This is a genomic window from Roseibium algicola, from assembly GCF_001999245.1.
Taxonomy (GTDB): domain Bacteria; phylum Pseudomonadota; class Alphaproteobacteria; order Rhizobiales; family Stappiaceae; genus Roseibium; species Roseibium algicola.
Genome location: NZ_CP019630.1, coordinates 760632 through 782494, shown reverse-complemented (window position 1 = coordinate 782494; position 21863 = coordinate 760632). Strand labels below are relative to the sequence as shown.

The 21863-nt window shown below is 59.4% G+C and carries 20 protein-coding genes; 16 read left to right on the top strand and 4 right to left on the bottom strand.

From position 1 onward, the window contains the following. Positions 1-236: 236 nt before the first annotated feature. From fabI to B0E33_RS03700, 9 genes are all read left to right on the top strand, one after another. Positions 237-1001 (top strand): enoyl-ACP reductase FabI, encoded by a 765-nt coding sequence (gene fabI, locus B0E33_RS03740; RefSeq protein ID WP_077293134.1) that lies wholly within the window; start codon positions 237-239, stop codon positions 999-1001. 9 nt (positions 1002-1010) lie between these two features. Continuing rightward, positions 1011-3650, top strand: a complete 2640-nt coding sequence (locus tag B0E33_RS03735) for a DUF3141 domain-containing protein (RefSeq protein WP_077290463.1) — start codon at positions 1011-1013, stop codon at positions 3648-3650. Positions 3651-4075: 425 nt separating this feature from the next. Beyond that, a complete protein-coding gene (locus B0E33_RS03730) occupies positions 4076-5437 on the top strand; it encodes a DUF2157 domain-containing protein (RefSeq protein ID WP_208997755.1) in 1362 nt (453 codons plus the stop codon). Further along, entirely contained in the window at positions 5434-6006 is a 573-nt protein-coding gene (locus B0E33_RS03725) for a GDYXXLXY domain-containing protein (RefSeq protein WP_062489595.1), read from the top strand. Before B0E33_RS03730 ends, B0E33_RS03725 begins: the two co-directional genes overlap by 4 nt. Positions 6007-6063: 57 nt before the next feature. Continuing rightward, positions 6064-7107: a class I SAM-dependent methyltransferase gene (locus B0E33_RS03720; RefSeq protein WP_077290462.1), complete on the top strand. Its 1044-nt coding sequence runs from the start codon at positions 6064-6066 to the stop codon at positions 7105-7107. Between the two features lies 1 nt (position 7108). After that, positions 7109-7813, top strand: coding sequence for a pseudouridine synthase (locus B0E33_RS03715; protein ID WP_055658527.1), 705 nt, complete (start codon positions 7109-7111; stop codon positions 7811-7813). A 220-nt stretch (positions 7814-8033) separates the two neighbouring features. Beyond that, entirely contained in the window at positions 8034-8822 is a 789-nt protein-coding gene (locus B0E33_RS03710; RefSeq protein WP_077290461.1) for a DUF4394 domain-containing protein, read from the top strand. Between the two features lie 235 nt (positions 8823-9057). Then, positions 9058-9606 (top strand): sigma-70 family RNA polymerase sigma factor, encoded by a 549-nt coding sequence (locus B0E33_RS03705; protein WP_062489592.1) that lies wholly within the window; start codon positions 9058-9060, stop codon positions 9604-9606. After that, positions 9603-10340 carry an anti-sigma factor gene (locus B0E33_RS03700; protein ID WP_077290460.1) on the top strand — a complete coding sequence of 246 codons (738 nt, stop codon included), beginning with the start codon at positions 9603-9605 and terminating at the stop codon, positions 10338-10340. Before B0E33_RS03705 ends, B0E33_RS03700 begins: the two co-directional genes overlap by 4 nt. A gap of 81 nt (positions 10341-10421) precedes the next feature. On the opposite strand, the gene B0E33_RS03695 is transcribed toward B0E33_RS03700, so the two are convergent. Continuing rightward, complete coding sequence (locus tag B0E33_RS03695) at positions 10422-11540, bottom strand: TauD/TfdA family dioxygenase (RefSeq protein WP_077290459.1); 1119 nt, start codon at positions 11538-11540, stop codon at positions 10422-10424. A gap of 256 nt (positions 11541-11796) precedes the next feature. Continuing rightward, positions 11797-12360 carry an HdeD family acid-resistance protein gene (locus tag B0E33_RS03690; protein WP_031268980.1) on the bottom strand — a complete coding sequence of 188 codons (564 nt, stop codon included), beginning with the start codon at positions 12358-12360 and terminating at the stop codon, positions 11797-11799. Between the two features lie 142 nt (positions 12361-12502). Here B0E33_RS03690 and B0E33_RS03685 point away from each other — a divergent pair, with 142 nt between their 5' ends. The 4 genes from B0E33_RS03685 (at position 12503) to B0E33_RS03670 (ending at position 15506) form a co-directional block, all read left to right on the top strand. Continuing rightward, the gene (locus B0E33_RS03685) at positions 12503-12922 is read left to right on the top strand and encodes a MarR family winged helix-turn-helix transcriptional regulator (RefSeq protein WP_075284248.1); all 420 of its coding nucleotides are present in this window, start codon (positions 12503-12505) and stop codon (positions 12920-12922) included. Between the two features lie 100 nt (positions 12923-13022). Further along, entirely contained in the window at positions 13023-14285 is a 1263-nt protein-coding gene (gene fabF, locus B0E33_RS03680) for a beta-ketoacyl-ACP synthase II (protein ID WP_023000045.1), read from the top strand. Positions 14286-14379: 94 nt separating this feature from the next. Then, positions 14380-14937: a helix-turn-helix domain-containing protein gene (locus B0E33_RS03675; protein WP_077293131.1), complete on the top strand. Its 558-nt coding sequence runs from the start codon at positions 14380-14382 to the stop codon at positions 14935-14937. After that, positions 14934-15506: a GNAT family N-acetyltransferase gene (locus B0E33_RS03670; RefSeq protein ID WP_077290458.1), complete on the top strand. Its 573-nt coding sequence runs from the start codon at positions 14934-14936 to the stop codon at positions 15504-15506. The genes B0E33_RS03675 and B0E33_RS03670 overlap by 4 nt, the downstream gene beginning before the upstream one ends. 124 nt (positions 15507-15630) lie before the next feature. On the opposite strand, the gene B0E33_RS03665 is transcribed toward B0E33_RS03670, so the two are convergent. After that, positions 15631-16293, bottom strand: coding sequence for an FAD-binding oxidoreductase (locus B0E33_RS03665; RefSeq protein ID WP_023000048.1), 663 nt, complete (start codon positions 16291-16293; stop codon positions 15631-15633). 218 nt (positions 16294-16511) lie between these two features. Continuing rightward, positions 16512-18323 (bottom strand): ABC-F family ATP-binding cassette domain-containing protein, encoded by a 1812-nt coding sequence (locus B0E33_RS03660; RefSeq protein WP_077290457.1) that lies wholly within the window; start codon positions 18321-18323, stop codon positions 16512-16514. Positions 18324-18526: 203 nt separating this feature from the next. On the opposite strand from B0E33_RS03660, the gene B0E33_RS03655 reads away from it, so the two are divergent. The 3 genes from B0E33_RS03655 to oppB all read left to right on the top strand — a co-directional run bounded on the left by B0E33_RS03655 (position 18527) and on the right by oppB (position 21850). Beyond that, positions 18527-19009: a BA14K family protein gene (locus tag B0E33_RS03655; protein WP_055658545.1), complete on the top strand. Its 483-nt coding sequence runs from the start codon at positions 18527-18529 to the stop codon at positions 19007-19009. A gap of 222 nt (positions 19010-19231) precedes the next feature. Then, positions 19232-20818, top strand: a complete 1587-nt coding sequence (locus tag B0E33_RS03650; protein ID WP_062489583.1) for a peptide ABC transporter substrate-binding protein — start codon at positions 19232-19234, stop codon at positions 20816-20818. 108 nt (positions 20819-20926) lie between these two features. Next, entirely contained in the window at positions 20927-21850 is a 924-nt protein-coding gene (oppB, locus tag B0E33_RS03645) for an oligopeptide ABC transporter permease OppB (RefSeq protein ID WP_031268981.1), read from the top strand. Positions 21851-21863: the final 13 nt, after the last annotated feature.

Here is a 21863-nt window from a genome sequence, read left to right as displayed (position 1 = left end):
GGGTTTCCCGGGGCGCCGTTTTCTTTGGGCGGGCTTTCCGTCCGGTGCTGATTTTGCGCTGCAGCAGATCATTTTCATCAGCACTAACCCTTATCTCCTTGAAAAGGTCATTGTTCCGTCACAAGGTTTATGTTGCACTGCGAAGCAGTTTCAGGTTGCGCTTGAGACAGCGAAGTGTGGTGGTCGGCCGGTTTCCCTCCGTCCTGGCCGCCCAAGGTTTCGGGAGCTGTGCGCATATGTTTGATTTGACGGGCCACAAGGCCCTTGTTGTCGGGGTCGCCAACGATCAGTCCATCGCCTATGGCTGCGCCAAGGCCTTCCGTACGCAGGGAGCAGATCTGGCGATCACTTATCTGAATGAGCGGGCCGAAGCCTACGTGCGGCCTCTGGCCGAACAGCTCGATGCCGAAATCATTGCCCCGCTCGACGTGCGTAATACCGAGCAGATGGACGCGCTGTTTTCCGAGATTGAGGCCAAATGGGGCCGTCTCGACACTTTGCTCCATTCCATCGCCTTCTCCAAAAAGGAAGACCTGCATGGTCGTGTGATCGATTGTTCCGCGGACGGCTTTTCGCTGGCCATGGACGTTTCCGTCCACTCCTTCCTGCGGCTTATCAAAAGGGCCGAGCCGCTCATGCCCCATGGCGGTACCTGCATGACAGTATCTTTCATGGGCGCGCAGAAGGTCGTCGAGAACTATGGCGTCATGGGCCCGGTCAAGGCCGCGCTGGAAGCGGCCACCCGCTACGCGGCAGCCGAGCTCGGATCGAAGGGGATCTCGGTCCATGCGCTGTCGCCAGGTCCGCTCAAGACCCGTGCCGCATCGGGCATTGCCGAATTCGACGCATTACTGAACGACGCGGCTGAACGCGCGCCGACACACCAACTGGCCACGATCGACGATGTCGGGGCCTATGCCGCCTTTCTTGCCAGCCGGGAGGCGTTCAACGTCACCGGGGCCGTGCACCCGATCGACGGTGGCTACAGCATTCTTGGATAGGAGGTCCTGATGAAGGACATTTTTGACGCGCTTGAAAAAGGCCAGAACGAATTTCTGGAATCGCTGCATGATGCCACCGCCTGGGGCCCTTCGGAGCGTTTTACGGCACTGCAGGCCCAGGCGACGGAGCTGTCCAACCTGGCGGAACTGATGGGCAGGGGACTGACCAAGCACCTGACCCGGATCTCGGACGATCACAAGACCCGTTGGCAGTCGAATATTTCCGAGTTCGGCAAAGCCGTGGAAGCCATGGGCGGTGCACAGGAAAAAGGGTCTCTATACGAGGCCTGGGAAGACTACTGGAAGGATGCGGCCCAGCGCATGGTCCTCACAATGGACACGCTTCGTCAGCGCGGTGACATCTTCCTGGATCACGAAGAGGCCGGCTGTCCACCTGTCCTGATCTATGATTATGAAGTGGTTCTGGACGGTGCCGATCTGCCGCGCCCCAGCTGTTACATGTTGCTGAAAATCATTCCGCCCGCAGATCTGCCGTGCCGTGATCCGAAACCCTGGAAACGGCCCTATATCATCATCGATCCACGGGCCGGACACGGAGCCGGGATCGGCGGTTTCAAGCCGGACAGTCAGGTGGGCGTTGCCCTGCATGACGGTCACCCGGTCTACTTCGTTGCCTTCAAGCGGATGCCGGAGAAAGGCCAGACACTGGCGGACGTGACCCATACCGAGGCGGCCTTCGTGCGCAAGGTCATGGAGCTTCACCCCGAAGCTCCGAACCCGGTGGTGACCGGGAATTGCCAGGGTGGTTGGGCGACGCTGCTGCTGGCTGCCATGAACCCGGATCTGACCGGGCCGGTCATCCTCAATGGGGCGCCTGTGTCCACATGGTCCGGCCGGGTCGGTGAAAACCCGATGCGCTACAATGCCGGCGTCCTGGGTGGGACCTGGAACGCGATGTATTACTCCGACCTTGGTCACGGCATCTTCGATGGCGCCGACATCGTGCAGAACTTCGAACTGCTCAATCCGGCCCGGAACTACTTCGGCAAGTACTACGATCTCTATGCCAAGGTCGACACCGAGCCAAAGCGTTTCCTGGAGTTCGAACGCTGGTGGGGCGGGTATTTCCTGCTGAACGAAGCGGAGATGAAGTGGATTGTCGAGCAGCTCTTCGTCGGCAACCGTCTTTCCAAGAACGAGGCACAGCTCGAGCCTGGCCGAAACGTCGACATCAAGCATATTCGTGCGCCGATCATCGTTTTCGCCAGCTATGGCGACAACATCACACCGCCGCAGCAGGCCCTCAACTGGATCATCGACACCTACACGGATGAGCGGGAAATCGCCATTCGTGGCCAACGGATCATCTATATGATCCACGAACAGGTCGGCCATCTCGGCATTTTCGTGTCCTCCAAGATTGCGAAGAAGGAGCACACGGAAGTCACCTCGACACTGAAGACAATCGAGGCGCTGGCGCCAGGCCTCTACGAAATGACCATCGACGACTATGAAGGCCCGCTGCTGGAGCGGGAATTCACGGTCAGCTTCCATGAGCGCAAGATGGAAGACCTGACGAAGATCGATGATGGCCGGGACGATGAAATACCCTTTGCCGCTGTTGCCCGTGCATCCGAGCAGCAGGCCGAATTCTACGATGTCTGCGTACGGCCTTTCGTCCAGGCTTTCGTCACCGAGCAGAGCGCGGATCTGCGTCGCAAGAGCCATCCGCTCAGAATGCAGCGTGCGCTGTTCTCCAGCCTCAATCCGGCTCTCGGCTGGTTGCCCGGCATTGCCGAACGTGCAAGGAACGAAAGGTCTCCGGCCGCTGCAGGCAATCCGTTTGTCGAACTGGAAAAGGTCAATGCAGCCCTGATCGAGCAGTCCATGGATCTTTTCCGGGATTTGCGCGACACAGCCTACGAGAACCTCTTCTATTCCATCTGGGGCACGCCCTACATGCGCTGGTTCGGCCGGACCAAGCAACCGGGCCGGACGCTGAAGCGCAAGGACGAGTTGCGCAGCTTGCCGCCGGTCCAGGCAGCCCTGATGCATATCGAGGAAGGTGGTTTCTGCGAAGCGGTGATCCGTATGCTGATCCTGCTTGCCGACAGCCGGGGAAATGTTCGCCGCGACCGTCTGGAACGCTCGGCCCGTGTCCTGACACAGGACGAACCGTTCAAATCGCTCAATGCGGACGAACGCAGTTTCATTCTTCAGGAACAGACGCTGATCGTCGAATTTGCCCCCGAACTGGCAATCGAAACCTTGCCAAAGCTTCTGAAAACCCCGGAAGAGCGGGAACTCGCGGCCAAGGTTGTGCGGTTCATTCCCGGTGCAATAGACGAAATGACGCCGCATACACTGGAAACGCTGCAGCAGTTCCACAAGGTGCTGGGCCTGCCGCCTGTTTCGGGAGACATCACGGAAGATCCCCTTGCCGCGACCGATGTAGTCGTCGAGCCGGGTAAGGAAGACGCCCGAGCGGCACAGGAAGAGGCGGCGAGCAAGGCCCCTGCGAAGTCGGCGCCAACGCGGACAGCTCCCGTTAGGGCGGCCTCGGCTGCGGCGGTGCCGAGCAAATCGTCTCCTCGCAAGACTGCAACGCGAAAGGCAGCGGTGCGCAAGACGACGGCTCCACGCAAATCACGCACGAGTGCGAAAAAACCGCAAGAACCGGCTGAATAATAATAGGGGGCGTCCGGGCCTCTCGGACGCCCCCACAGAGCCCCCCTGGAATTATTTTTGGAGTTTGGCTCTGATCTGAAACGGTGTTTCGCTTAGCAGGCTAAGACATGTTTCCGGCAATCCGGCACAGGTGGCGCCGATGTCCGACCGCCGGATTTGTGCGTTAAGCATAGCAAGATCGGTGCTGCTCACAAGTGCCGGAACGCTGCTTCCGGCAGGAATTTGAGCTGCCGAATTTCGAACTCTGTTTTTATTGCATTTTTCGCTACGCTCCAGCGTGATGGCGAAAGACAAACTTCCTATTCGCCACCCGAATGCCTACTTCTTGTCCGAAGCAGAGCCGCTCGCGGTTCGGAAACCCGTGTACCTGGGTGAGGGAAAACCCTGCTGCGAGAGAAAAATGAAGAGAAAACTGGCGGAGCCGCATGTTCGACTGGGCCTATAAGAAACGCTTGAAGGACGACCTGGAACTTTGGGTCGAGAAGGGCTGGGTGAGTTCTGCCGGTGCAACGGCCATATTGAAGGAGCAGGATCAGGACGACGGTCGTTCACGCCTGCCCATGGCCCTTGCCGGAATTGGAATGGTCTGCGTGGCTTTGGCGCTGCTGGCGTTCATTGCGGCAAACTGGGGAGCTATCCCGAAGTCCGTGAAGCTCGTCGGCATTGCACTGCTTGTCGTTGCGAGCAACGGTCTTGCGGCCTTTGCCGCTACAAGAGGGCGCAAGGGTATCGCGGATCTTGCCACTGGCTTTGCAACGCTGGTTTTTCTCGGTGGCATGGCGCTGGTCGGACAGATCTTCCACTTGCCTGCCGACTGGCCCGGTGGTGCTTTCCTTGTCTGTCTCGGTGCATTGGCTGCCGCGTGGCTCACCGGTTCGAAAACATCCCTGATCGTCGCTGCCGGTGCTGCCATAACCTGGCAGATCATGCGGTCCGAATTCGGTTCGGCACCGCTGATGGAAGATCTGATCGGGCTTCTCCTTCTTGTCGCGGTGTTTGCACATCCGGTCATCCATCCCGCACGGCTTTCACGCTGGGCCGCGATTTCGCTGCTCTGGGTAACCTATGGCCGCTGGTTTGGCGAAACAGCGGAACTGATGAGCTCCAGCGATGATTTCATCACTGCAATGTTCCTAGCCGGAACCGGTGGTATGGCGGCCGCGATGATGTTGCTCGATCCCGTTGCCGATCTTTTCGTGAAGTGGTCAAGCGACCGGCCGACGCGCAGTCATGGGCATTGGCTGATGGCAAGGTCCCTTCAGGATGTCGGTATTCTGGTCTTGTCGGTGCTGGTCGTCCTGGCGCTCGTGTTTGTTCCCGAGGTTGCGGATGAACCGTCCTTGGGCGGCCTTGCAACACTCCCTGCCATGGTGCCGTTGGCCGTCGCTCTGGCTCTCCTGGTGACAGGCCTGCTGCTATCCTACAAGACTGTGAAGTCGGGGGCGCTCTTCGGGGCAACCGGCCTGGCGCTCGTGGCCGTGCTGATGCCGGTTCTGACAGCCAACGTTCTCGTTCTGGCAGCCTTTGTTCTGGCGGCACTGATCGGTCTGTGCGCGCTGGGGACATGGTATAACAACAGGTTCTGGATGCTTTGTGCCTATTTCGGCCTGACTGCGGTCGCGCTCTGGCTGCTTCAGGTCACCATCGGCAGTTTGCTGGGGCAGTCGCTGTTCTTCCTGGTGGCGGGAGTTCTGCTGCTGGGAATGGCCCTTTGGCTGGCGCGTCTGATGAGGCGCGGTGGCCGGACGCCGGAACAAGGTGACGTCACCGGGGAGGTTCAGGAATGACCACGGCAACTGCAACTCCCGTTTCAAAACCGCAGTCCCGCGCCCCATGGCTGCTTTGGGGACTTCTGGCCCTGATCCAGCTTGGCCTCATCTCAATCCCGTTGTTCGACCGGCTGGACGTGCAACACAGCGGAAGCGCTGTTTCGCTTGCCGTGGTGCCGGTTGACCCGAGAGACCTGCTCCGTGGCGACTATGTGGTGATCAATCTTGCGATCGGTACCATTTCCAGGACGGTGCCCGGAGCTGACAAGGTCCAGTCGGGAGACAGCATCTTCGTCGGTCTGAAGTCAGAAGGAACGGGCGCTGCCGTGCCGGTCCTGATTGCGAAGGAAAGAGCTGACGCCGGTGATCTGGCGATCGCCGGTACCGTTCGCTCCGTTCTTGGTGACGAAATACGGGTGGACTACGGTATCGATGCCTTCTTCCTGCCCGAGGGCGAGGGACTTGAAATCGAACGCATGGACACATCGCGCATTCTTCTTGAAATCTCGTTGACCGAAGACGGTCGGTCGCTGCCCGTAAACCTGCTGGTGGATGGAAAAGCTTTCCGGTCTGATGCGATCTTTTGACCTTCGGCCATTCTGGCGGTATGAGCGCGTCAGCTGAAACCCGTCTGAAAGACCGCCATGTCCGATCCCGCGCTCGATACACTCGTCTTGCCTCTTGAAACCGGGGCTGTCGAGCTTGCCGACAAGAGCCGCGTCCTGTTCCTGCGCGCAAGGACAGGGCGTCCGCTTGCAGCGCTTGCGGACGTAGATCTTGTTTGCGAACAGAGTTTCGCACCAGATCGGGATGCGCTGCAAAAGGCAGGGCTGAAGGTAGACGCGGAGACGGAAGACAACAGCTTCGACGCTGTTCTCGTTCTTCCTGGTCGTCAACGGCAGGAAGCAAGGGCACAGCTTGCCCGTGCGGTTTCAAAGACACGGCCGGGTGGAACCGTGATTGCCTGCGCGCCCAACACCGAAGGTGCCAAGACGCTGGAAAGCGATCTTCAGGAGCTTCTGGGCAGCGCCGAGAAAATGACCAAGAACAAGTGCCGGGTTGTCTGGAGTGAAGTTTCCGATGACAGCCTGAACACCGCGCTTCTCGCCGAATGGCTGGTACTGGATGCGCCGCGGACCGTGCTTGACGGCACATTCGTCAGCCGGCCGGGCATCTTCGCCTGGGACAGGATCGACCCGGCCTCCAGACTTCTGGCAGACCTTGTGCCGGCAACGCTGAAGGGCAGAGGCGCTGATCTTGGAGCGGGCTTCGGTTATCTGACCCGTGCCGTTTTCGAGAAGGCTCCGAAGGTCACTTCGATGGATCTCTACGAGGCGGAAAAGCGTGCGCTGGATCTGGCCGAACAGAACCTGGCTGCCTTCAAGGGCCTCAGAACGATGAACGGCATCTGGTCGGATGTGACCCAGGGCATCGAAGGGCCTTACGACTTCATCGTCTCCAACCCGCCGTTCCACCAGGCCGGCAAGGCCGACCGCGCCGACGTCGGTCAGGGCTTCATTCGCGCCGCTGCCCGCGGACTGCGGCCGGGTGGTGAATTCTTCATGGTCGCGAACCGGCATCTTCCCTACGAGCACACGCTGGGCGAAGTCTTCGCCGATGTGAGACAGCTCGCCGACGAAGGTGGCTACAAGGTAATCCGGGCCGTCAAAGCCAAGGGAGGTCGGTAAGATGCGTCTTGTAAAACTCCTCGCCAATCTCGGCTATGGCAGCCGGAAGGAAATGCAGGTCGCCATCCGCAACGGGTGGCTCACAGACCGCGAGGGCAGCCGTTTGAAGGCGGATGCCAAGACCGCTCACGAGGACATCCTCTTCGACGATGAGCCGCTCGACCCCGCACACGGGGTGGTGATCCTGATGAACAAGCCGCTTGGCTACACCTGCTCCATCAAGGATCAGGGCCGGCTGGTCTATGACCTCTTGCCGGACCGCTTCCGCATGCGCAAGCCGGTTCTGTCCACCATCGGTCGGCTGGACAAGGAAACGTCCGGTGCCTTGCTGTTTACCGACGACGGCACATTCCTGCATCGCGTCATCTCGCCGAAGTCCGAAGTTCCCAAGATCTACGAAGTGACGCTCGACCGCCCGATGAAGGGCGACGAAGGCGCGCTGTTTGCCTCCGGCGACATGATGCTGGAAAGTGAAGACAAGCCGCTGAAGCCGGCGGAGCTTCAGGTTCTGGATGAAACCCATGCCCGGCTGACCCTGCATGAAGGCCGGTATCACCAGGTACGCCGCATGTTTGCGGCAACGGGCAATCATGTCACCGACTTGACCCGCAGCCACATCGGCGGCCTCGGTCTGGAAGGTCTCGAAGAGGGCAAATGGAAAGTGCTGTCCGAAGAAGAAAAGACACGCATTTTCGAAGGCGGATGAGGCACGTTTTCCTGTTTTGGCTGCAAGCCAGGAATTTTTTGTGATGAGAGGTTTCTCTTTTAAATTCAATAAATTCAGATACTTATATTTCTTCTGATCGCCAATTTCTGAAAAATTCCAAAAAAGATTTTCCTCTGCTGCATCCAAATTTCGATCTGCCGTGTTTCCGGGAAGTGAGGCCAATCCGATGCCTCCTGCCTTTGAAAGACGGAGATCTGAAATGCCCCTTATTGCACGTAGCCTTCTGACAGCATCCGCCCTTGTTCTTGCCGCTGGCGCTGCTCACGCGACCCCTGCGATCGGTCTTGCCGGTGAAAAGACCCTGGTGGTGATCGACAGCAATTCCGGAAAGGTCACCGACACGATGGAAGTTTCCGGTGTCGACAGCCTGCTCGGCATTGACCTGCGGCCGGCGACGGGGCAGCTGATCGGCGTCAGTGGCGCTCACGAAATCGTCGAGATTGATCCGAAGACCGGTGCGGCAACGGTGATTTCCAAGATGGACAAGATGCTGCCGCTGCAAGACGGGCAGCCTGTCATCGTCGACTTCAACCCCAAGGCCAACAAGTTGCGCTTCATGACCGGTGTGACCAACCACCGGGTTGATATCGAAAGCGGCAAGGTGACCGTCGACGGCAGCCTGGCCTTTGAGGAAAAGGACATGCATGCGGGTGAGGCGCCGAACATCGTTGCAGCCGCCTACATCAACTCCTATGGCCAGCCGGAAACGACTGCGATGTATGACATCGACGCGACCATTGGTGCCGTCATCCGTCAGACTTCGCCGAACGATGGCACCCTTGCGGCCGTTGGCAAACTGGGTGTGGACGCTGCCGAAACCTATGCCTTTGATGTTGCCACCGACGCGGAAGGCAACAACAAGGCCTGGCTGGCAACCGGCACGTGGCTGCACACCGTTTCGCTGGAAACCGGCAAGGTGACCGACAGCTGGGAACTGGGTGGCCTGGAATGGCCGCTGCGCGACATCACGTTCATGACCGCGATGTAAGCCCCATCCAAAACACATACTGACAGAGCATCTTCAGCCCGCTGAATGAACAAGGATGCTCTGGGCTTTGCGGCCCCTTCCCACCTGGTTCGCAAAGCCGATTGCCGGAGCAGCCTGGACCACCCACCCCAGGCTGCTCCGGTCCCTTACCGGTACGACTGGTCCGGCAACGCTTCTGATGCGTAGCAGTCAGGAGCCCTGGTGAGATTGAACAAGTGAGACCAACGTGCTGGATATGCCGGAAAGCGTAAGCGAAGTGGATCACGCGGCCCTACTGGCCGCCTGTGCACGCAAGGACCGGCAGGCCCTGCGACAGATCCTGGAACTGGAAGGCCCCAAGATGCTGGGCATTGCCAAGCGCATGTTGCGCCGGCAGGACCTTGCTGAAGATGCCCTCCAGGATGCGTTGGTCCTGATCTGGCGCAAGGCTTCCCAGTTTGATCCTGCGAAGGGATCCGGACGCGCGTGGATCTTCGCCGTTCTGCGGAACAGGACCTTGAACATGCTTCGTGACGGGGCCCGGGAAGCGGCAACCGATGACGACAAGCTGGAACGCCAGATCGACGGCAGCGAACTGAACGAGGCGTGGGAAATGCTGGGCCATGACAGCGAGTTGCGCCGTTGTCTCGGACGACTGGAAACGGAAAAGCGCAGTGCCGTGCTGATGTCCTATATCTGGGGCTACACCCACGGTGAAATTGCCGGCCGGCTGTCGGCCCCTCTTGGAACGGTAAAGGCGTGGGTGCGCCGTGGCCTGACTTCCTTGCGGGAGTGCATGTCATGAGAACGGCTCGCCGAAATCTTGCTGAACTTGCCGACGAATTCGTCATTGGCCTGTGCGACCCAGAAGAACAGCGCGAAGTGGAAGATCGCCTGATGAAGGAGCCGGAATTGGCCGTTCTCGTGGAACTTGCCCGTCAGCGGTTTGCCGCTCTGGACGCCGCGACGCCCCGTGAAGCCGTGCCGGAGAGCCTTTGGCATCGCGTTGAAAGGCGTCTGGACGCGGTGGAAGAGAGTATGGCCGCTCCCGAGACGAAAGACAGTCGTGTTGAAGCGCCGGTGGATCTCAAATCCGAGAGAGAAAAGCGTAGCAGACCACTGATGTGGACGGCGGCATCCAGCTTGGCAGCGAGCCTCGTACTTGCCATCGCGCTTGTCTGGAACCTGATGACGACAGTTGAACCGCAGGTGATTGCCGTGCTTGTCAACGATGCCGGGCAGCCTGTTGCGATGATCGAAGGGGCTGAGAACAACGCGACCCAGGTCACGCTTCTGGGGCAGACCGATGTTCCGGCAGGAACGATCCTTCAGCTCTGGACCAAACCGGATCCGGATGGGCCGCCGGTTTCCCTGGGCATCTTCGATGAGCCCAAACAAACGATCCTGCAAGCTGCCGGGTTGCCGGTTCCCAAGCCTGACCAGCTTTATGAAATCACCTTCGAACAGCCGGGAGGCTCTCCCACCGGGTTGCCGACCGGCCCCATCCTCGGCAAGGGTCTTGCCAGGGAGCCTCGCTGATCATCGGTGTGAAAAGCACCGGAAGGTGTAAAGAACTGGAGAGCGCCCGGACATGTTCGGGCGCTCTTGACTATGAGACCCTTAATTTCTTTTTCGGCTGAGGACTCGTATGCGGCTGTCGAATTCGCCGCGGTCGACATAACAGCCGCGCAGATGGCGGAACCCGGTGCCAGGGTCGAAAGCGGCTCGGCCATGCAGGACCCGCCGATTGTCAAAGATCACCATCTCTCCGCCTTTCAGCCGTGTGGTGATGACGTAATTCCTTGATCGGGTCATCTGCATCAAGGTGCGATACGCCCCGTAATAAGCTTCCATTCGATCGACCGGCAGATCGAAGATCCCGGCGAGATGAGCGTTGAAATGGAGCTCCTGCACGCGTGCGAACAGATCGAGTTCGATCACCGCGTGATGGCGGCGGATGTCGTAGTCCTCGTCGTGAAAGCGAAAGGGCACCGGCGTCTCGGCAAGGAGCCGGAAGGCCTCCGGATCGAGACGGGCGAGATCGTCCGCAATCGCGAAGCCGTCACAAAAGGTCGAACCGCCACCTTCTGCTTCATTGGCAAGACAATGCAGGAACTGGAAGCCTGGTGGCAGTTCCTGATTGGCCAGGTCCGTATGCAAAGGAAGGGCATGGGACGTATAGGCCAGGTTATTCGGGTTCGGTTTGGAAATGACCTCAAACGTCGTGCCGAAATTGGTCTCCCGAAGAAAACCGATCCTGCGGGCGACATCGACACCTGCCTCCACGTCGTCAGCCATGCCGTCGACAAGAGCAAGGCCGGTTTTCTTGGCTTCGATCAGGAAAGCGAGAAGGAGATCGTCGTTGACCATCAAGTCGGCGGCCGCCGCTCGCGGAAGGCTTTCCGGGGCGAGATCACCGCGCCACAGCGCAGGTTCGATCTCGGCTGGATCGGCAAGTCCGACCCCTGGCCGGTGATCGAACAGCCAGTCGGCCCTGTAGCGGCTGACATGGCCGTCGCCGGACCAGGTTAGAATAATTTCATCCGCATCCTGTTCGGCCTTCGCGATGGAAATATCCACCGCAATGCCGGTCAGGTCGAACTGGCGTTCCTGCGTTTGCGGATGAAACCCGCTCGGGCAGTTGTCGCGAAGCCAGATGAAGGGAAAGTCGGTGCTGGTGCCATCGGTCCAGGCGACAGAAAGCATGCGGTCTTCACCGCGCAAGGTCACGTTCGTCATTTCTAAAATCCGTTGATGTCTTGGAGGGGAAAGACGCCGGCAAGAGCCGGCAAACATCAACGGTCGGCGGGGGGCGGCCACCACCAATAGGCCTTGTTATGCGGATTGCCGCCATTGCGGCCGAGAACAGAAACCATCCACGGAACAGCCTGAACGCAGGCGATGCCTGCAGTTGAACCTGAAAAACGCTACATCAAAAAAAGCACCCGGCAAATGAAATTCTGCCGAGTGCCAGTCATCTCAAATAAATTCAGGTTCAGTTCTTGGATGCCTTGGCTGCAAGCGCAATGGCGATGTAGCTCCAGCCGTTGATCAGCACCGAAATACCGGCCAGTAGGCCAAGCGCCCAGGCGGCCGAACTCGGCAGCTCCAGCCAGATCATGGCACCGGCCACCAGGGACACAAGCCCTGCGATCAGCACCCAGACCCAGCCGTCATGCGGCTTCAGTTTGAAGGCCAGCAGGATCTGGCTGATGCCCTGCGCCACGAAGATGGCGGCAATCACCAGTGTCAGTGCGATGGTTCCCGCGAGCGGGTTCACATAAATCACGATCCCGCCGATGACGGCGATAATGCCGGTGATCAGGTTCCAGAGGAAACTGGCGGTACCATGGGTCTTGAAGGAATTGTAGATCTGAACCAGGCCGCCGACGAATAGCACAGCCGCGATCAGGATCGTCACGGCAATCGACGTTGCCAGGGGAGCAGCGATCAGGATGATGCCACCTATGACCAGCGCAATGCCGAGCGCCAGAAACCAGCCCCAGTTGTCCTGGATCTTTCTTCTCATATTCTCTACGGCCTGAACAGCATCTGTCATTTTGACCTCCTCACGCTCCGGTTGCCGTTGTTGACCGTAACCCCTTTGCAAATAAACGCAATATCCTGATGACAAATTGCCCGGGAAGGGGATCGTTCGACTGTGACTTGACTTTTGATGTGTATATGCACACAAAGCCCGCATGGAAGAAGACGATTTCTCGCTCTGCGTTCTCGACAACGCGCGCAAGGCCGCACGTGCCGTCAGCCGGCACTATGACAAGCTGGCGCGGCGGGTTGGCATGACGGCCGGACAGTTCTCCGTGCTTGTCTCGATCCGCAAATACGAAGGCGTGACGACGGCAGCACTGGCCAAGCGGCTGTCCATGGAACGAACGACGCTGGTGCGCAATGTCGCTCTTCTGGAGCGCAAGGGGCTGGTCGCATCGCAACCCGTCCGGGACGGCCGCAGCAAACAGTATCGGCTGACCCCGAAGGGCGCGGAGCTTCTTGATACTGCCGTCCCGTTGTGGCGGCAGGCCCAGGCAGACGTGAAGGGACATCTCGGAAGCGATGAATTTCTGCGTGCCATCGACACCCTGAAACGGCTCTCGGAGCTATAGCCGGGCAAAAAGGATTTCCATCTCGGGCGGACTGGCAAACCGCCTCGACACATCTTAACTGCCGGGGCGGGGGCGCTGGCAAACCAATGTGAGGTAAGACATGCGACGTGTGGTCGTGACGGGACTGGGGATCGTTTCCCCGCTGGGCACCGGGGTAGATGCCTTCTGGAACCGGGTGAAAGACGGGAGCAACGGCATCCGCCAGATCACCCACTTCGATGCAGGTGAGCTGGCTTGCCAGATTGCAGGCGAGGTACCTTCCAAAGCAGAAGACGAGCATGGCTTTGATGTCGATGCAGTGATGGATCCGCGCGAACAGCGCCGCTCTGACCGGTTCATCCATTTTGCCATGGGGGCAGTTCAGGAAGCGCTGGCCCATGCGGGTTGGGAGCCGAAGTCCGACAGGGACAAGGAACGCACAGGCACGATCATCGCGACCGGGGTTGGCGGGTTTCCGGCCATGACCGCCGGTACGCGGCTGGTGGACGAAAAAGGCCCCCGCCGGGCGTCGCCTTTTCTGGTGCCGTCGTTCCTGGCCAACCTGGCTGCCGGGCAGGTCTCCATCCGGCATGGCCTCAAGGGGCCGATTGGCGCGCCGGTGACTGCCTGTGCCGCCAGCCTTCAGGCCCTTGGCGATGCCGCCCGTATTATCCGTTCGGGAGAAGCCGACGTGATGGTGGCAGGCGGGTCAGAAGCCTGTATCGACAAGGTTTCCTACGCCGGGTTCTGTGCCGCGAAGGCCATGTCCTCCAAACGCAATGGCGATCCGGCACATGCGTCCCGGCCATTTGACCAGGACCGTGACGGCTTCATCATGGGCGAAGGCGCTGGCATCCTGATCCTTGAAGACCATGACCATGCCACCGCCCGCGGTGCGACGATCCTGGCCGAGTTGGCCGGTTACGGCACCAGTGCCGACGCCTATCACGTTACCGCGTCTTCGCCGGACGGTGAGGGCGGTCTGCGGGCAATGCGGCAGGCCTTGTCGACGGCCAATCTCTCGCCCGGTGAAATCGGTTACGTCAATGCGCACTCCACATCGACGCCCGTCGGCGATGCTGCCGAAATTGCTGCATTGACAACACTTTTCGAAAACCGTGGCAAGGACCTTGCGGTGTCGTCGTCAAAGTCGATGTTCGGCCACCTGCTGGGGGCCGCGGGAGCCGTGGAGGCAATCGCCTGCGTCAAGGCCCTGATGAGCGGTCTGCTGCCGCCTTCCCGTAATCTGGAAGCGGCCGACGAGGCCATGAGCCGGTTCGAAATGATCCCCGGCAAGGCCATTGCTCGTGACGTCAACCACATCCTCACCAATGGCTTTGGTTTCGGCGGTGTGAACGCCAGCGCGGTGTTCTCGAAGGTGTGAAACTAAAAGACCGTCAGACACTGCTCATTCTTTGAGCTTTGTAAAATGAAAAATCCCATATATGAGAAAATTCTCATTTATGGGATTTTTTTTGATGTCGAACCTTGATCACGATCTTGCCCGGCGGCTGACCGAGCTGCGACGGGCCAGAAACTGGCCACTGGAAGATCTGGCCGAACGCACCGGTATCAGCCGGGCCACCCTTTCGCGGATCGAGCGCGGCGATACCAGCCCGACCGCAAGCGTTCTCGGAAAACTTGCCGCGGCATTCGGCCTCTCAATGGCCGAACTATTCGGAGCGGCCTCCGCTACGATCGAGCGCCTTGTTCCTCGGGACGCGCAGGCCGTCTGGACGGACCCGGAGACAGGTTATGTCCGCCGCACATTAACGCCGGCAGCAAGCGGGTATCGCGGGGCCATGATCGAAGGTTGCATTCCCCCGGGTGCCACCGTTGCCTATGCCGCTCCGCCGGTTCCGGATCTGGAGCATCAACTTGTGCTTCTGGAGGGGAGCCTGCGGATGATCATCGGCCCGGATGCCTACGACCTGGAGCCTGGTGATGCCCTGCGGTTCCGTCTCAACGCCCCCAACAGTTACCACGCGTCTGGAACGGTTCCGGCACGCTATTTCCTGACGGTGATCACGCCATGACACTTCCCGTTACCGAGACCGGACCTCTGCAAGTCCAGCCGTTCACGCCTGAAGCACCCGTCGATCTGATGTCCGCAGATGAGGTGCGCAGGTCGCTTCCCGCCCTGGGGCAGCTTCTGAAAGCATGTGTCGAAGATGGTGCCGGGATCGGCTTCCTGTTGCCGATGCCACAGGACGAGGCGGAAGCCTTCTGGGCGAGCAAGCTGCCCGCCATCGAAAGTGGCGAGGCTTTTCTGCTTGCCGCGCGTCAAGGGGCGGACATTGCGGGCGTGGTGATGCTTGTGAAGGCAGGAGCCGACAACCAGCCCCATCGGGCGGATGTCGCCAAGCTGATGGTTCATCCGGAACATCGGCGCAAGGGACTTGCCAGAAAGCTCATGTCGGCCATCGATGGCCTTGCCCGTTCCGAGAACCGCTGGATGCTGGTGCTGGATACGGTCACCGGAGATCGGGCGGAAAAGCTCTACCCGACCTGCGGATACCAGAAGGTCGGCGTCATTCCGGACTACGCCTATAACAGCCACGGCCATCTGGACGCGACAACCGTGTTCTTCAAGGATTTACGGTGAGGGGAAGCGATTTGCTCCTCAGTACAGGCGGCGGAGGCCCGAGGCACGGGTCTCCGCTGGGCTTTGCCTGGTTTGCCAGTCGCCAAGATGGCTCAGCTGAGGAAGCAGACCCGCCACGCCTGCGTTAGTCGCTGAATTCCACGGAGTCCGCCTTGACGCCAAGTTCCTCGAGCACTTCCTGAACCGCCTCCATCATGGGCGGCGGTCCGCAAAGGTAGAAGCGGCGGTCAAGATCAGGCACGAATTCCTTGATCATGTCCGCGTCGATCATGCCGTGGTGGCTGCCGGCCGTGTCTTCGTCTGACAGAACGTGATCGATCTTCAGGCCGTCCATAGCCTCAAGTTCCTTGCGGTAGATAATGTCCTCCGAGGTCTTGTTGGCAAAGATCAGCTGGTTGCCGTTCAGCTTTCCCTTCTTCTCCAGGTCTCGGAATATCGCAAGGAACGGCGTGATGCCGGCGCCGCCGGCAATGAACACGCCCGGCTCGTCATAGCGGAAGGTCTTGAACGGATCGGCGATCAGCACGTGGTCGCCCTCCTTCAGCTTGTGAAGGCGCTCCGTAACCCCGTCATGATCGGGGTATCCCTTGATGGTGAATTCGAGAGTTCGCTCTTCGGGCAAGGACGTCATCGTGAAGGGGCGAGTCTCGTCCCGCCATCCGTCTTCATCGAGCGCAATCTCTGTCGCGTCACCGACCTTGAAGTCGAACCCTTCAGGCTCGACAAGACGGAAGCGTTTCACATCGTGAGTGACCTGGTCGATCTTGAGAATGGTCGCCTTGTGCATCTGTGCGTCTCCTTATTGCTCGAAAAGGAAACGCGACAGGTGGCGGCAGGTTCCGCCAGAACACGGTGTCCCGGCTGGTTGCCATAGGGCCTGATTTGGTGCAATGAGCCCGGCGGGCGCCCAGTGCTCGTGGACCACTTAATCGTAGTGCCGGAGTGCAGAGCAGGGCGGTCCCAGAGTTGAATCAATTTCTGAAGTTGATGTGCCGAACAGCTTGCCTAACCCGCCTCGTTCAGCATTTCCAGCTCCAGCCACTGCTCTTCCGCAGCATCCTTTTCATTCGTGAGATCAGTTATTTGCTGGGATATCTTGGCAAATTTGTCAGGGTTCTTCACGTAGAGCTGCGGGTCGTTCATTTCCGCCTGAAGCGTTTCGAGACGTGCTTCAAGTTTCTCGATCGTGTCCGGCAGGGTTTTCAGAAGATGCTGCTGGGTGAAGCTCAGTTTTGATTTTGCCTGAGGCTTTTGCGGCGAAGCCTCTGGAGCGGAAGGCTTTTCCTTCTTCACGGGCGCTGCCTTGTCGGCTTTGCGGGCGGTCACGCCTTCGCCGCGCTGTGCCAGCATGTCGGTGTAGCCACCGGCATATTCACGCCACAGGCCGTCGCCCTCCGAGACGATCACGGAGGTTGCCACCCGGTCGAGAAAATCGCGGTCGTGCGAGACGATCAGGGCCGTGCCGGGATAGTCGGCCAGCAGTTCCTGCAGCAGGTCAAGCGTTTCAAGGTCGAGGTCGTTGGTCGGTTCGTCGAGCACCATCAGGTTCGACTTGTTGGCCAGTGCCCGGGCGAGCATGGCGCGGGCGCGTTCACCGCCCGACAGCACCCCCACCGGCGTACGGGCCTGTTCCGGCGAGAACAGGAAGTCCTTCATGTAGGACATGACATGCTTGGTCTCGTCGCCGATCACCACCGTATCGCCGCGCCCGCCGGTCAGGACCGAGGACAGCGTGTCGTTGAGGTTCAGGTTCTCGCGCTTCTGGTCGAGCGTGACCATTTCCAGGTTGGTGCCGAGCCGTGTCGTGCCCGTGTCCGGTGCCAGTTCGCCGGTCAGCATCTTCAGAAGCGTCGTCTTGCCGGCGCCGTTCGGGCCGACAAAACCGATCCTGTCACCGCGCTGGATGCGGGTCGAGAAGTCCTTGACGATGGCACGGTCGCCATAGGTCTTGGAAATGCCTTTGGCTTCGATCACCAGCTTGCCCGAAACTTCGGCATCCGTGGCAGCAAGCTTGGCGGTGCCTTGAGGCCCGCGATGTTCCCGCTTCTGTTTGCGAAGGTCGGCAAGCTCGCGCACGCGCCGCATATTGCGCTTGCGCCTGGCGGTGACACCGTAGGTCATCCAGTGCTCTTCGCGCTTGATCTTCTGCGCCAGTTTCTGCTGGTCGACCTCTTCCTGCTCGAACACCTCGTCGCGCCAGGCTTCGAAGTGGGCAAAGCCCTTGTCGAGCCGGCGGGCGACACCGCGGTCGATCCAGACAGTGGCGCGCGACAGGTTTTCCAGGAAGCGGCGGTCGTGGGAAATCAGCACCAGGGCGGACTTCAGGCTCTTGAGCTCCTGTTCCAGCCATTCGATGGCGGGAAGGTCCAGGTGGTTGGTTGGCTCGTCGAGCAGCAGAATATCCGGCTCGGGGGCGAGCGTCCGGGCGAGGGCAGCTCGGCGGGCTTCGCCGCCGGAAAGGGACTTCGGGTCTTCCGTGCCGCTAAGGCCCAGGACTTCCAGAAGATAAGCGCCGCGATAGGGATCGTCGCCCTCGGTCAGGCCTTCGTTGACATACTCCAGCGTGGAGGCATAGGCGGAAAGGTCCGGATCCTGCGGGAGATAGCGCACCGTGCGGCCGGGCTGGAAAAAGCGTTCGCCCTTGTCCATCTCCACCATGCCGGCAGCAATCTTCAAAAGGGTCGACTTGCCGGAGCCGTTGCGGCCGACAAGGCACATGCGCTCACCTTCGGAAACGGAAAGCTCGGCACCGGTAAGAAGTGGCGTGCCGCCAAAGGTCAGATGAACGTCGCGAAGTATCAGCAGCGGTGGAGCCATGAGGGTCTTGTTTTCCCGGTCGGAATGTCGGATCGGCGCCCGGTTTACTGGCCGCGCGTGAACCGCGCAAGCGGCCCGGAAAGAACGCCCAGCATTTTTGATCGGGATCGGAGAGATTTTGGTGCCCGAATGCGTTATTCTGGGCAGCGTGTGGACAGGGGCGACCAACAGGCGCGGGGCGTGCGCCGACAGGAGAGAGCATCATGTCTGACCTGAACCTGGCGAAACGCGAAAGGGGCTCTCTTGCCCGCAAGCGGTTTCGGATCTGTCTTGCCGCTGTCGCCATGTGTCTGGCCGGGGCAGTCGCCGGCTTGACTGGCACATCGCCCGCACGTGCCGACGGGATCTATTTCAATGGTGTCGGTATCGGCTTCGGTTTCGGCAATCGTGGCTATCGCGGCGGTGCCTTCTACGCACCTTATGGTCTTTACGGCCCGCCTTACCGTCCCTATGGCGCACCTTACTATTACCACCCTTACGACATGCGGGCCTATCCTTACCGGTCGCGGGTCTATGTGAACCCGCCGCGCTATCGTGGACAACCGCAGCGTGTCCCCTATACCAAGACTGGACTGGCTCCTTTTACCCCTCAGTGGACGGCCTATTGCGCGCGGAAATTCAAGTCTTTCAACCCTGATACGGGCATGTATCTGGCTCATAGTGGAAAATATCGATTTTGCCGCTAGGATTGAAACATAATTGCGCGTGTTGAGGTCAAATTATTTGACCGCCGAGTAAAACAACGGAAAAATTTTCCGGTTTCGTTTAAAAACAAGCAAAAACATCGCCTTTTTGCGACTAAGGTCGAAATGTGCCGTTGGGGGATGCTTGATTGCTCGCAAAGAGCGTGGAATCTTGTGACCCATCGTTCCATTTGCTTCAACTATAACCCAAGAGGGGAGAGCGATATGTTCAAGTCCATGCGTGTGACAGCGCTTGCGGCTGCCTTGATGGCTGCTACATCTATTACTGCGGTTGCAGAGGTGGTCTACCACCGCGGCAACACTGCCGACCCGGAAACCCTGGATCAGCACAAGACCTCCACAACCTATGAAGCGCATATCCTGCGTGATCTTTACGAGGGCCTGGTTGCCTATGGCGCCGATGGCCAGATCATTCCGGGCGTGGCTTCGGAGTGGAAGGTTTCCGACGACGGCAAGACCTATACCTTCATGCTGCGCGATGATGCCAAGTGGTCCAATGGGGATCCGGTTGTTGCCGGCGATTTCGTCTTTTCGCTTCAGCGCATCATGAACCCGGAAACAGGGGCGAAATACGCCAACGTTCTGTATCCGATCCTGAACGCCGAAAAGGTCAACAAGGGCGAAGCCAAGCCGGAAGAACTCGGCGTGAAGGCGCTTGACGATCATACGCTCGAGATCGCTCTGGAGTCCCCGACGCCTTATTTCATTGACCTTCTGGGCCACCAGACCGGCCTTCCGGTCCATCCGGCTTCCGTTGAAAAATTCGGCTCCGATTTCGTGAAAGCAGAAAACATCGTCACCAACGGTGCCTTCACCCTCGCAGAATTCGTGCCGAACGCACATGTGAAAGCGGTCAAGAACCCGCATTTCCATGACGCAGATCAGGTGAAGATCGACACTGTCTTCTTCTATCCGACCGAAGACCGTGGCGCGGCTCTGCGCCGGTTCCAGGCCGGTGAGCTGCACACCAACAACGATGCGCCGACCGAGCAGGTCGCCTTCATGCGTGAGAACCTGGGCGACCAGTTCCACGTGGCGCCGTATCTGGGCACCTACTATTACGCGCTTAATCACGAAGACGAAGTCCTGAAGAACCCGGACGTCCGTCAGGCTCTGTCCATGGCGATTGACCGTGAGTTCCTGGCCGACGAAATCTGGGGCTCCACCATGGTTGCCGGCTATTCCTTCGTGCCGCCGGGCATCGGCAACTACGGTGAACCGGCCTATGCCGACTACAAGGACATGTCCCAGATCGACCGCGAAGAAAAAGCGATCGAACTTCTGACCAATGCCGGTTTCGGCCCGGACAATCCTGTCGAACTGACGATCAACTACAACACGTCCGAAAACCACAAGAACACGGCAGTCGCGATTGCCGACATGTGGAAACCTCTCGGCGTCAACGTCAAGCTGATCAACACCGACACCAAGACGCATTACGCCATGCTGCGTGACCGTCAGGACTTCGACGTCGCCCGCGCCGGCTGGATCGGCGACTACTCCGACCCGCAGAACTTCCTGTTCATGGTCGAGAGCGACAACGACGGCTTCAACTACGCCCGCTACAACAATCCTGAGTATGATGCACTCATGGACGAAGCGGCCGTCACGGTGGATCTGGAGAAGCGTGCGGACATCCTGAAGAAGGCTGAAGAGCTCTTCATGCGGGACCTGCCGTTCATTCCGATGATGTACTACGGTTCCATGAACCTGGTCTCCGACAAGATGGCAGGATTTGAGGACAACCTCCTCAACATCCATCCGTCCCGCTGGATGAGCATCTCCGAATAACCTGACAACATCGAGACCGGCAGGGCTTCCCTGCCGGTTCTTGCAAGGCGGCATCAATCAATCAAGATTGACCGAAAGACCGCCGTTTAACAAACAGAGGCAAAGCCTATGCTCCGATATGTCCTCGGACGATTGCTCGGCGCAATCCCGACGCTTTTTCTGATTGTCACGATTTCCTTTTTCCTCATCCGCATCGCGCCGGGTGGACCGTTCGATCTGGAACGTCCCCTGGAAGCAAAGGTGATGGAAAACCTGAACAAGATCTACCATCTCAACGAGCCCCTGTGGAACCAGTACCTGCTGTACCTGCAGAGCGTGGCCCGTCTGGATTTCGGTCCGAGTTTCTACTTCCGCGACTTCTCGATCAATGAACTGTTTGCGGAAAGTCTTCCCATCTCCATCCAGCTGGGCTTGTCCGCGCTCTGCCTGGCCCTGGTGGTCGGCGGGTTCCTGGGCGTGGCGGCGGCGCTGCGCCAGAACAAACCGGCAGACTATTCGATCATGGCTGCGGCAACGCTCGGCGTCACGATCCCCAACTTCGTCGTTGCGCCGATCCTGACCCTGATCCTCGGGGTGTGGCTCGGCTGGTTGCCCGTGGGGGGCTGGAATGGTGGGGCTTTCGTCAACCGGGTGCTGCCGGTCGTGACACTCGCGCTGCCTCAGATCGCAGTCGTGGCACGTCTGACGCGCGGCTCGATGATCGAGGCGCTCAGGTCCAACCATGTTCGCACTGCAAGGGCCTATGGGCTGACCTCCTACATGATCGTGGTGGTGCATGCGCTCAGAGGGGCGATCCTGCCGGTCGTTTCCTATCTCGGCCCGGCTGCGGCAGCACTGCTCACCGGCTCCGTCGTGATCGAAACCATCTTCGGTATTCCGGGCATCGGCCGCTACTTCGTGCAGGGCGCTCTCAACCGTGACTACACCCTGGTCATGGGGACGGTTGTTGTCGTTGCCTGCTTTGTTATCCTGTTCAACCTCGTCGTGGATCTGCTTTATGCGCTGCTCGATCCGCGTGTGCGCTACGACTGAGGAGGAGACGACT

Coding starts and splice junctions, on each gene's coding strand:
- fabI (WP_077293134.1), top strand. CDS start 237: ATGTTTGATTTGACGGGCCACAAGGCCCTTGTTGTCGGGGTCGCCAAC.
- B0E33_RS03735 (WP_077290463.1), top strand. CDS start 1,011: ATGAAGGACATTTTTGACGCGCTTGAAAAAGGCCAGAACGAATTTCTG.
- B0E33_RS03730 (WP_208997755.1), top strand. CDS start 4,076: ATGTTCGACTGGGCCTATAAGAAACGCTTGAAGGACGACCTGGAACTT.
- B0E33_RS03725 (WP_062489595.1), top strand. CDS start 5,434: ATGACCACGGCAACTGCAACTCCCGTTTCAAAACCGCAGTCCCGCGCC.
- B0E33_RS03720 (WP_077290462.1), top strand. CDS start 6,064: ATGTCCGATCCCGCGCTCGATACACTCGTCTTGCCTCTTGAAACCGGG.
- B0E33_RS03715 (WP_055658527.1), top strand. CDS start 7,109: ATGCGTCTTGTAAAACTCCTCGCCAATCTCGGCTATGGCAGCCGGAAG.
- B0E33_RS03710 (WP_077290461.1), top strand. CDS start 8,034: ATGCCCCTTATTGCACGTAGCCTTCTGACAGCATCCGCCCTTGTTCTT.
- B0E33_RS03705 (WP_062489592.1), top strand. CDS start 9,058: ATGCCGGAAAGCGTAAGCGAAGTGGATCACGCGGCCCTACTGGCCGCC.
- B0E33_RS03700 (WP_077290460.1), top strand. CDS start 9,603: ATGAGAACGGCTCGCCGAAATCTTGCTGAACTTGCCGACGAATTCGTC.
- B0E33_RS03695 (WP_077290459.1), bottom strand. CDS start 11,540: ATGACGAACGTGACCTTGCGCGGTGAAGACCGCATGCTTTCTGTCGCC.
- B0E33_RS03690 (WP_031268980.1), bottom strand. CDS start 12,360: ATGACAGATGCTGTTCAGGCCGTAGAGAATATGAGAAGAAAGATCCAG.
- B0E33_RS03685 (WP_075284248.1), top strand. CDS start 12,503: ATGGAAGAAGACGATTTCTCGCTCTGCGTTCTCGACAACGCGCGCAAG.
- fabF (WP_023000045.1), top strand. CDS start 13,023: ATGCGACGTGTGGTCGTGACGGGACTGGGGATCGTTTCCCCGCTGGGC.
- B0E33_RS03675 (WP_077293131.1), top strand. CDS start 14,380: ATGTCGAACCTTGATCACGATCTTGCCCGGCGGCTGACCGAGCTGCGA.
- B0E33_RS03670 (WP_077290458.1), top strand. CDS start 14,934: ATGACACTTCCCGTTACCGAGACCGGACCTCTGCAAGTCCAGCCGTTC.
- B0E33_RS03665 (WP_023000048.1), bottom strand. CDS start 16,293: ATGCACAAGGCGACCATTCTCAAGATCGACCAGGTCACTCACGATGTG.
- B0E33_RS03660 (WP_077290457.1), bottom strand. CDS start 18,323: ATGGCTCCACCGCTGCTGATACTTCGCGACGTTCATCTGACCTTTGGC.
- B0E33_RS03655 (WP_055658545.1), top strand. CDS start 18,527: ATGTCTGACCTGAACCTGGCGAAACGCGAAAGGGGCTCTCTTGCCCGC.
- B0E33_RS03650 (WP_062489583.1), top strand. CDS start 19,232: ATGTTCAAGTCCATGCGTGTGACAGCGCTTGCGGCTGCCTTGATGGCT.
- oppB (WP_031268981.1), top strand. CDS start 20,927: ATGCTCCGATATGTCCTCGGACGATTGCTCGGCGCAATCCCGACGCTT.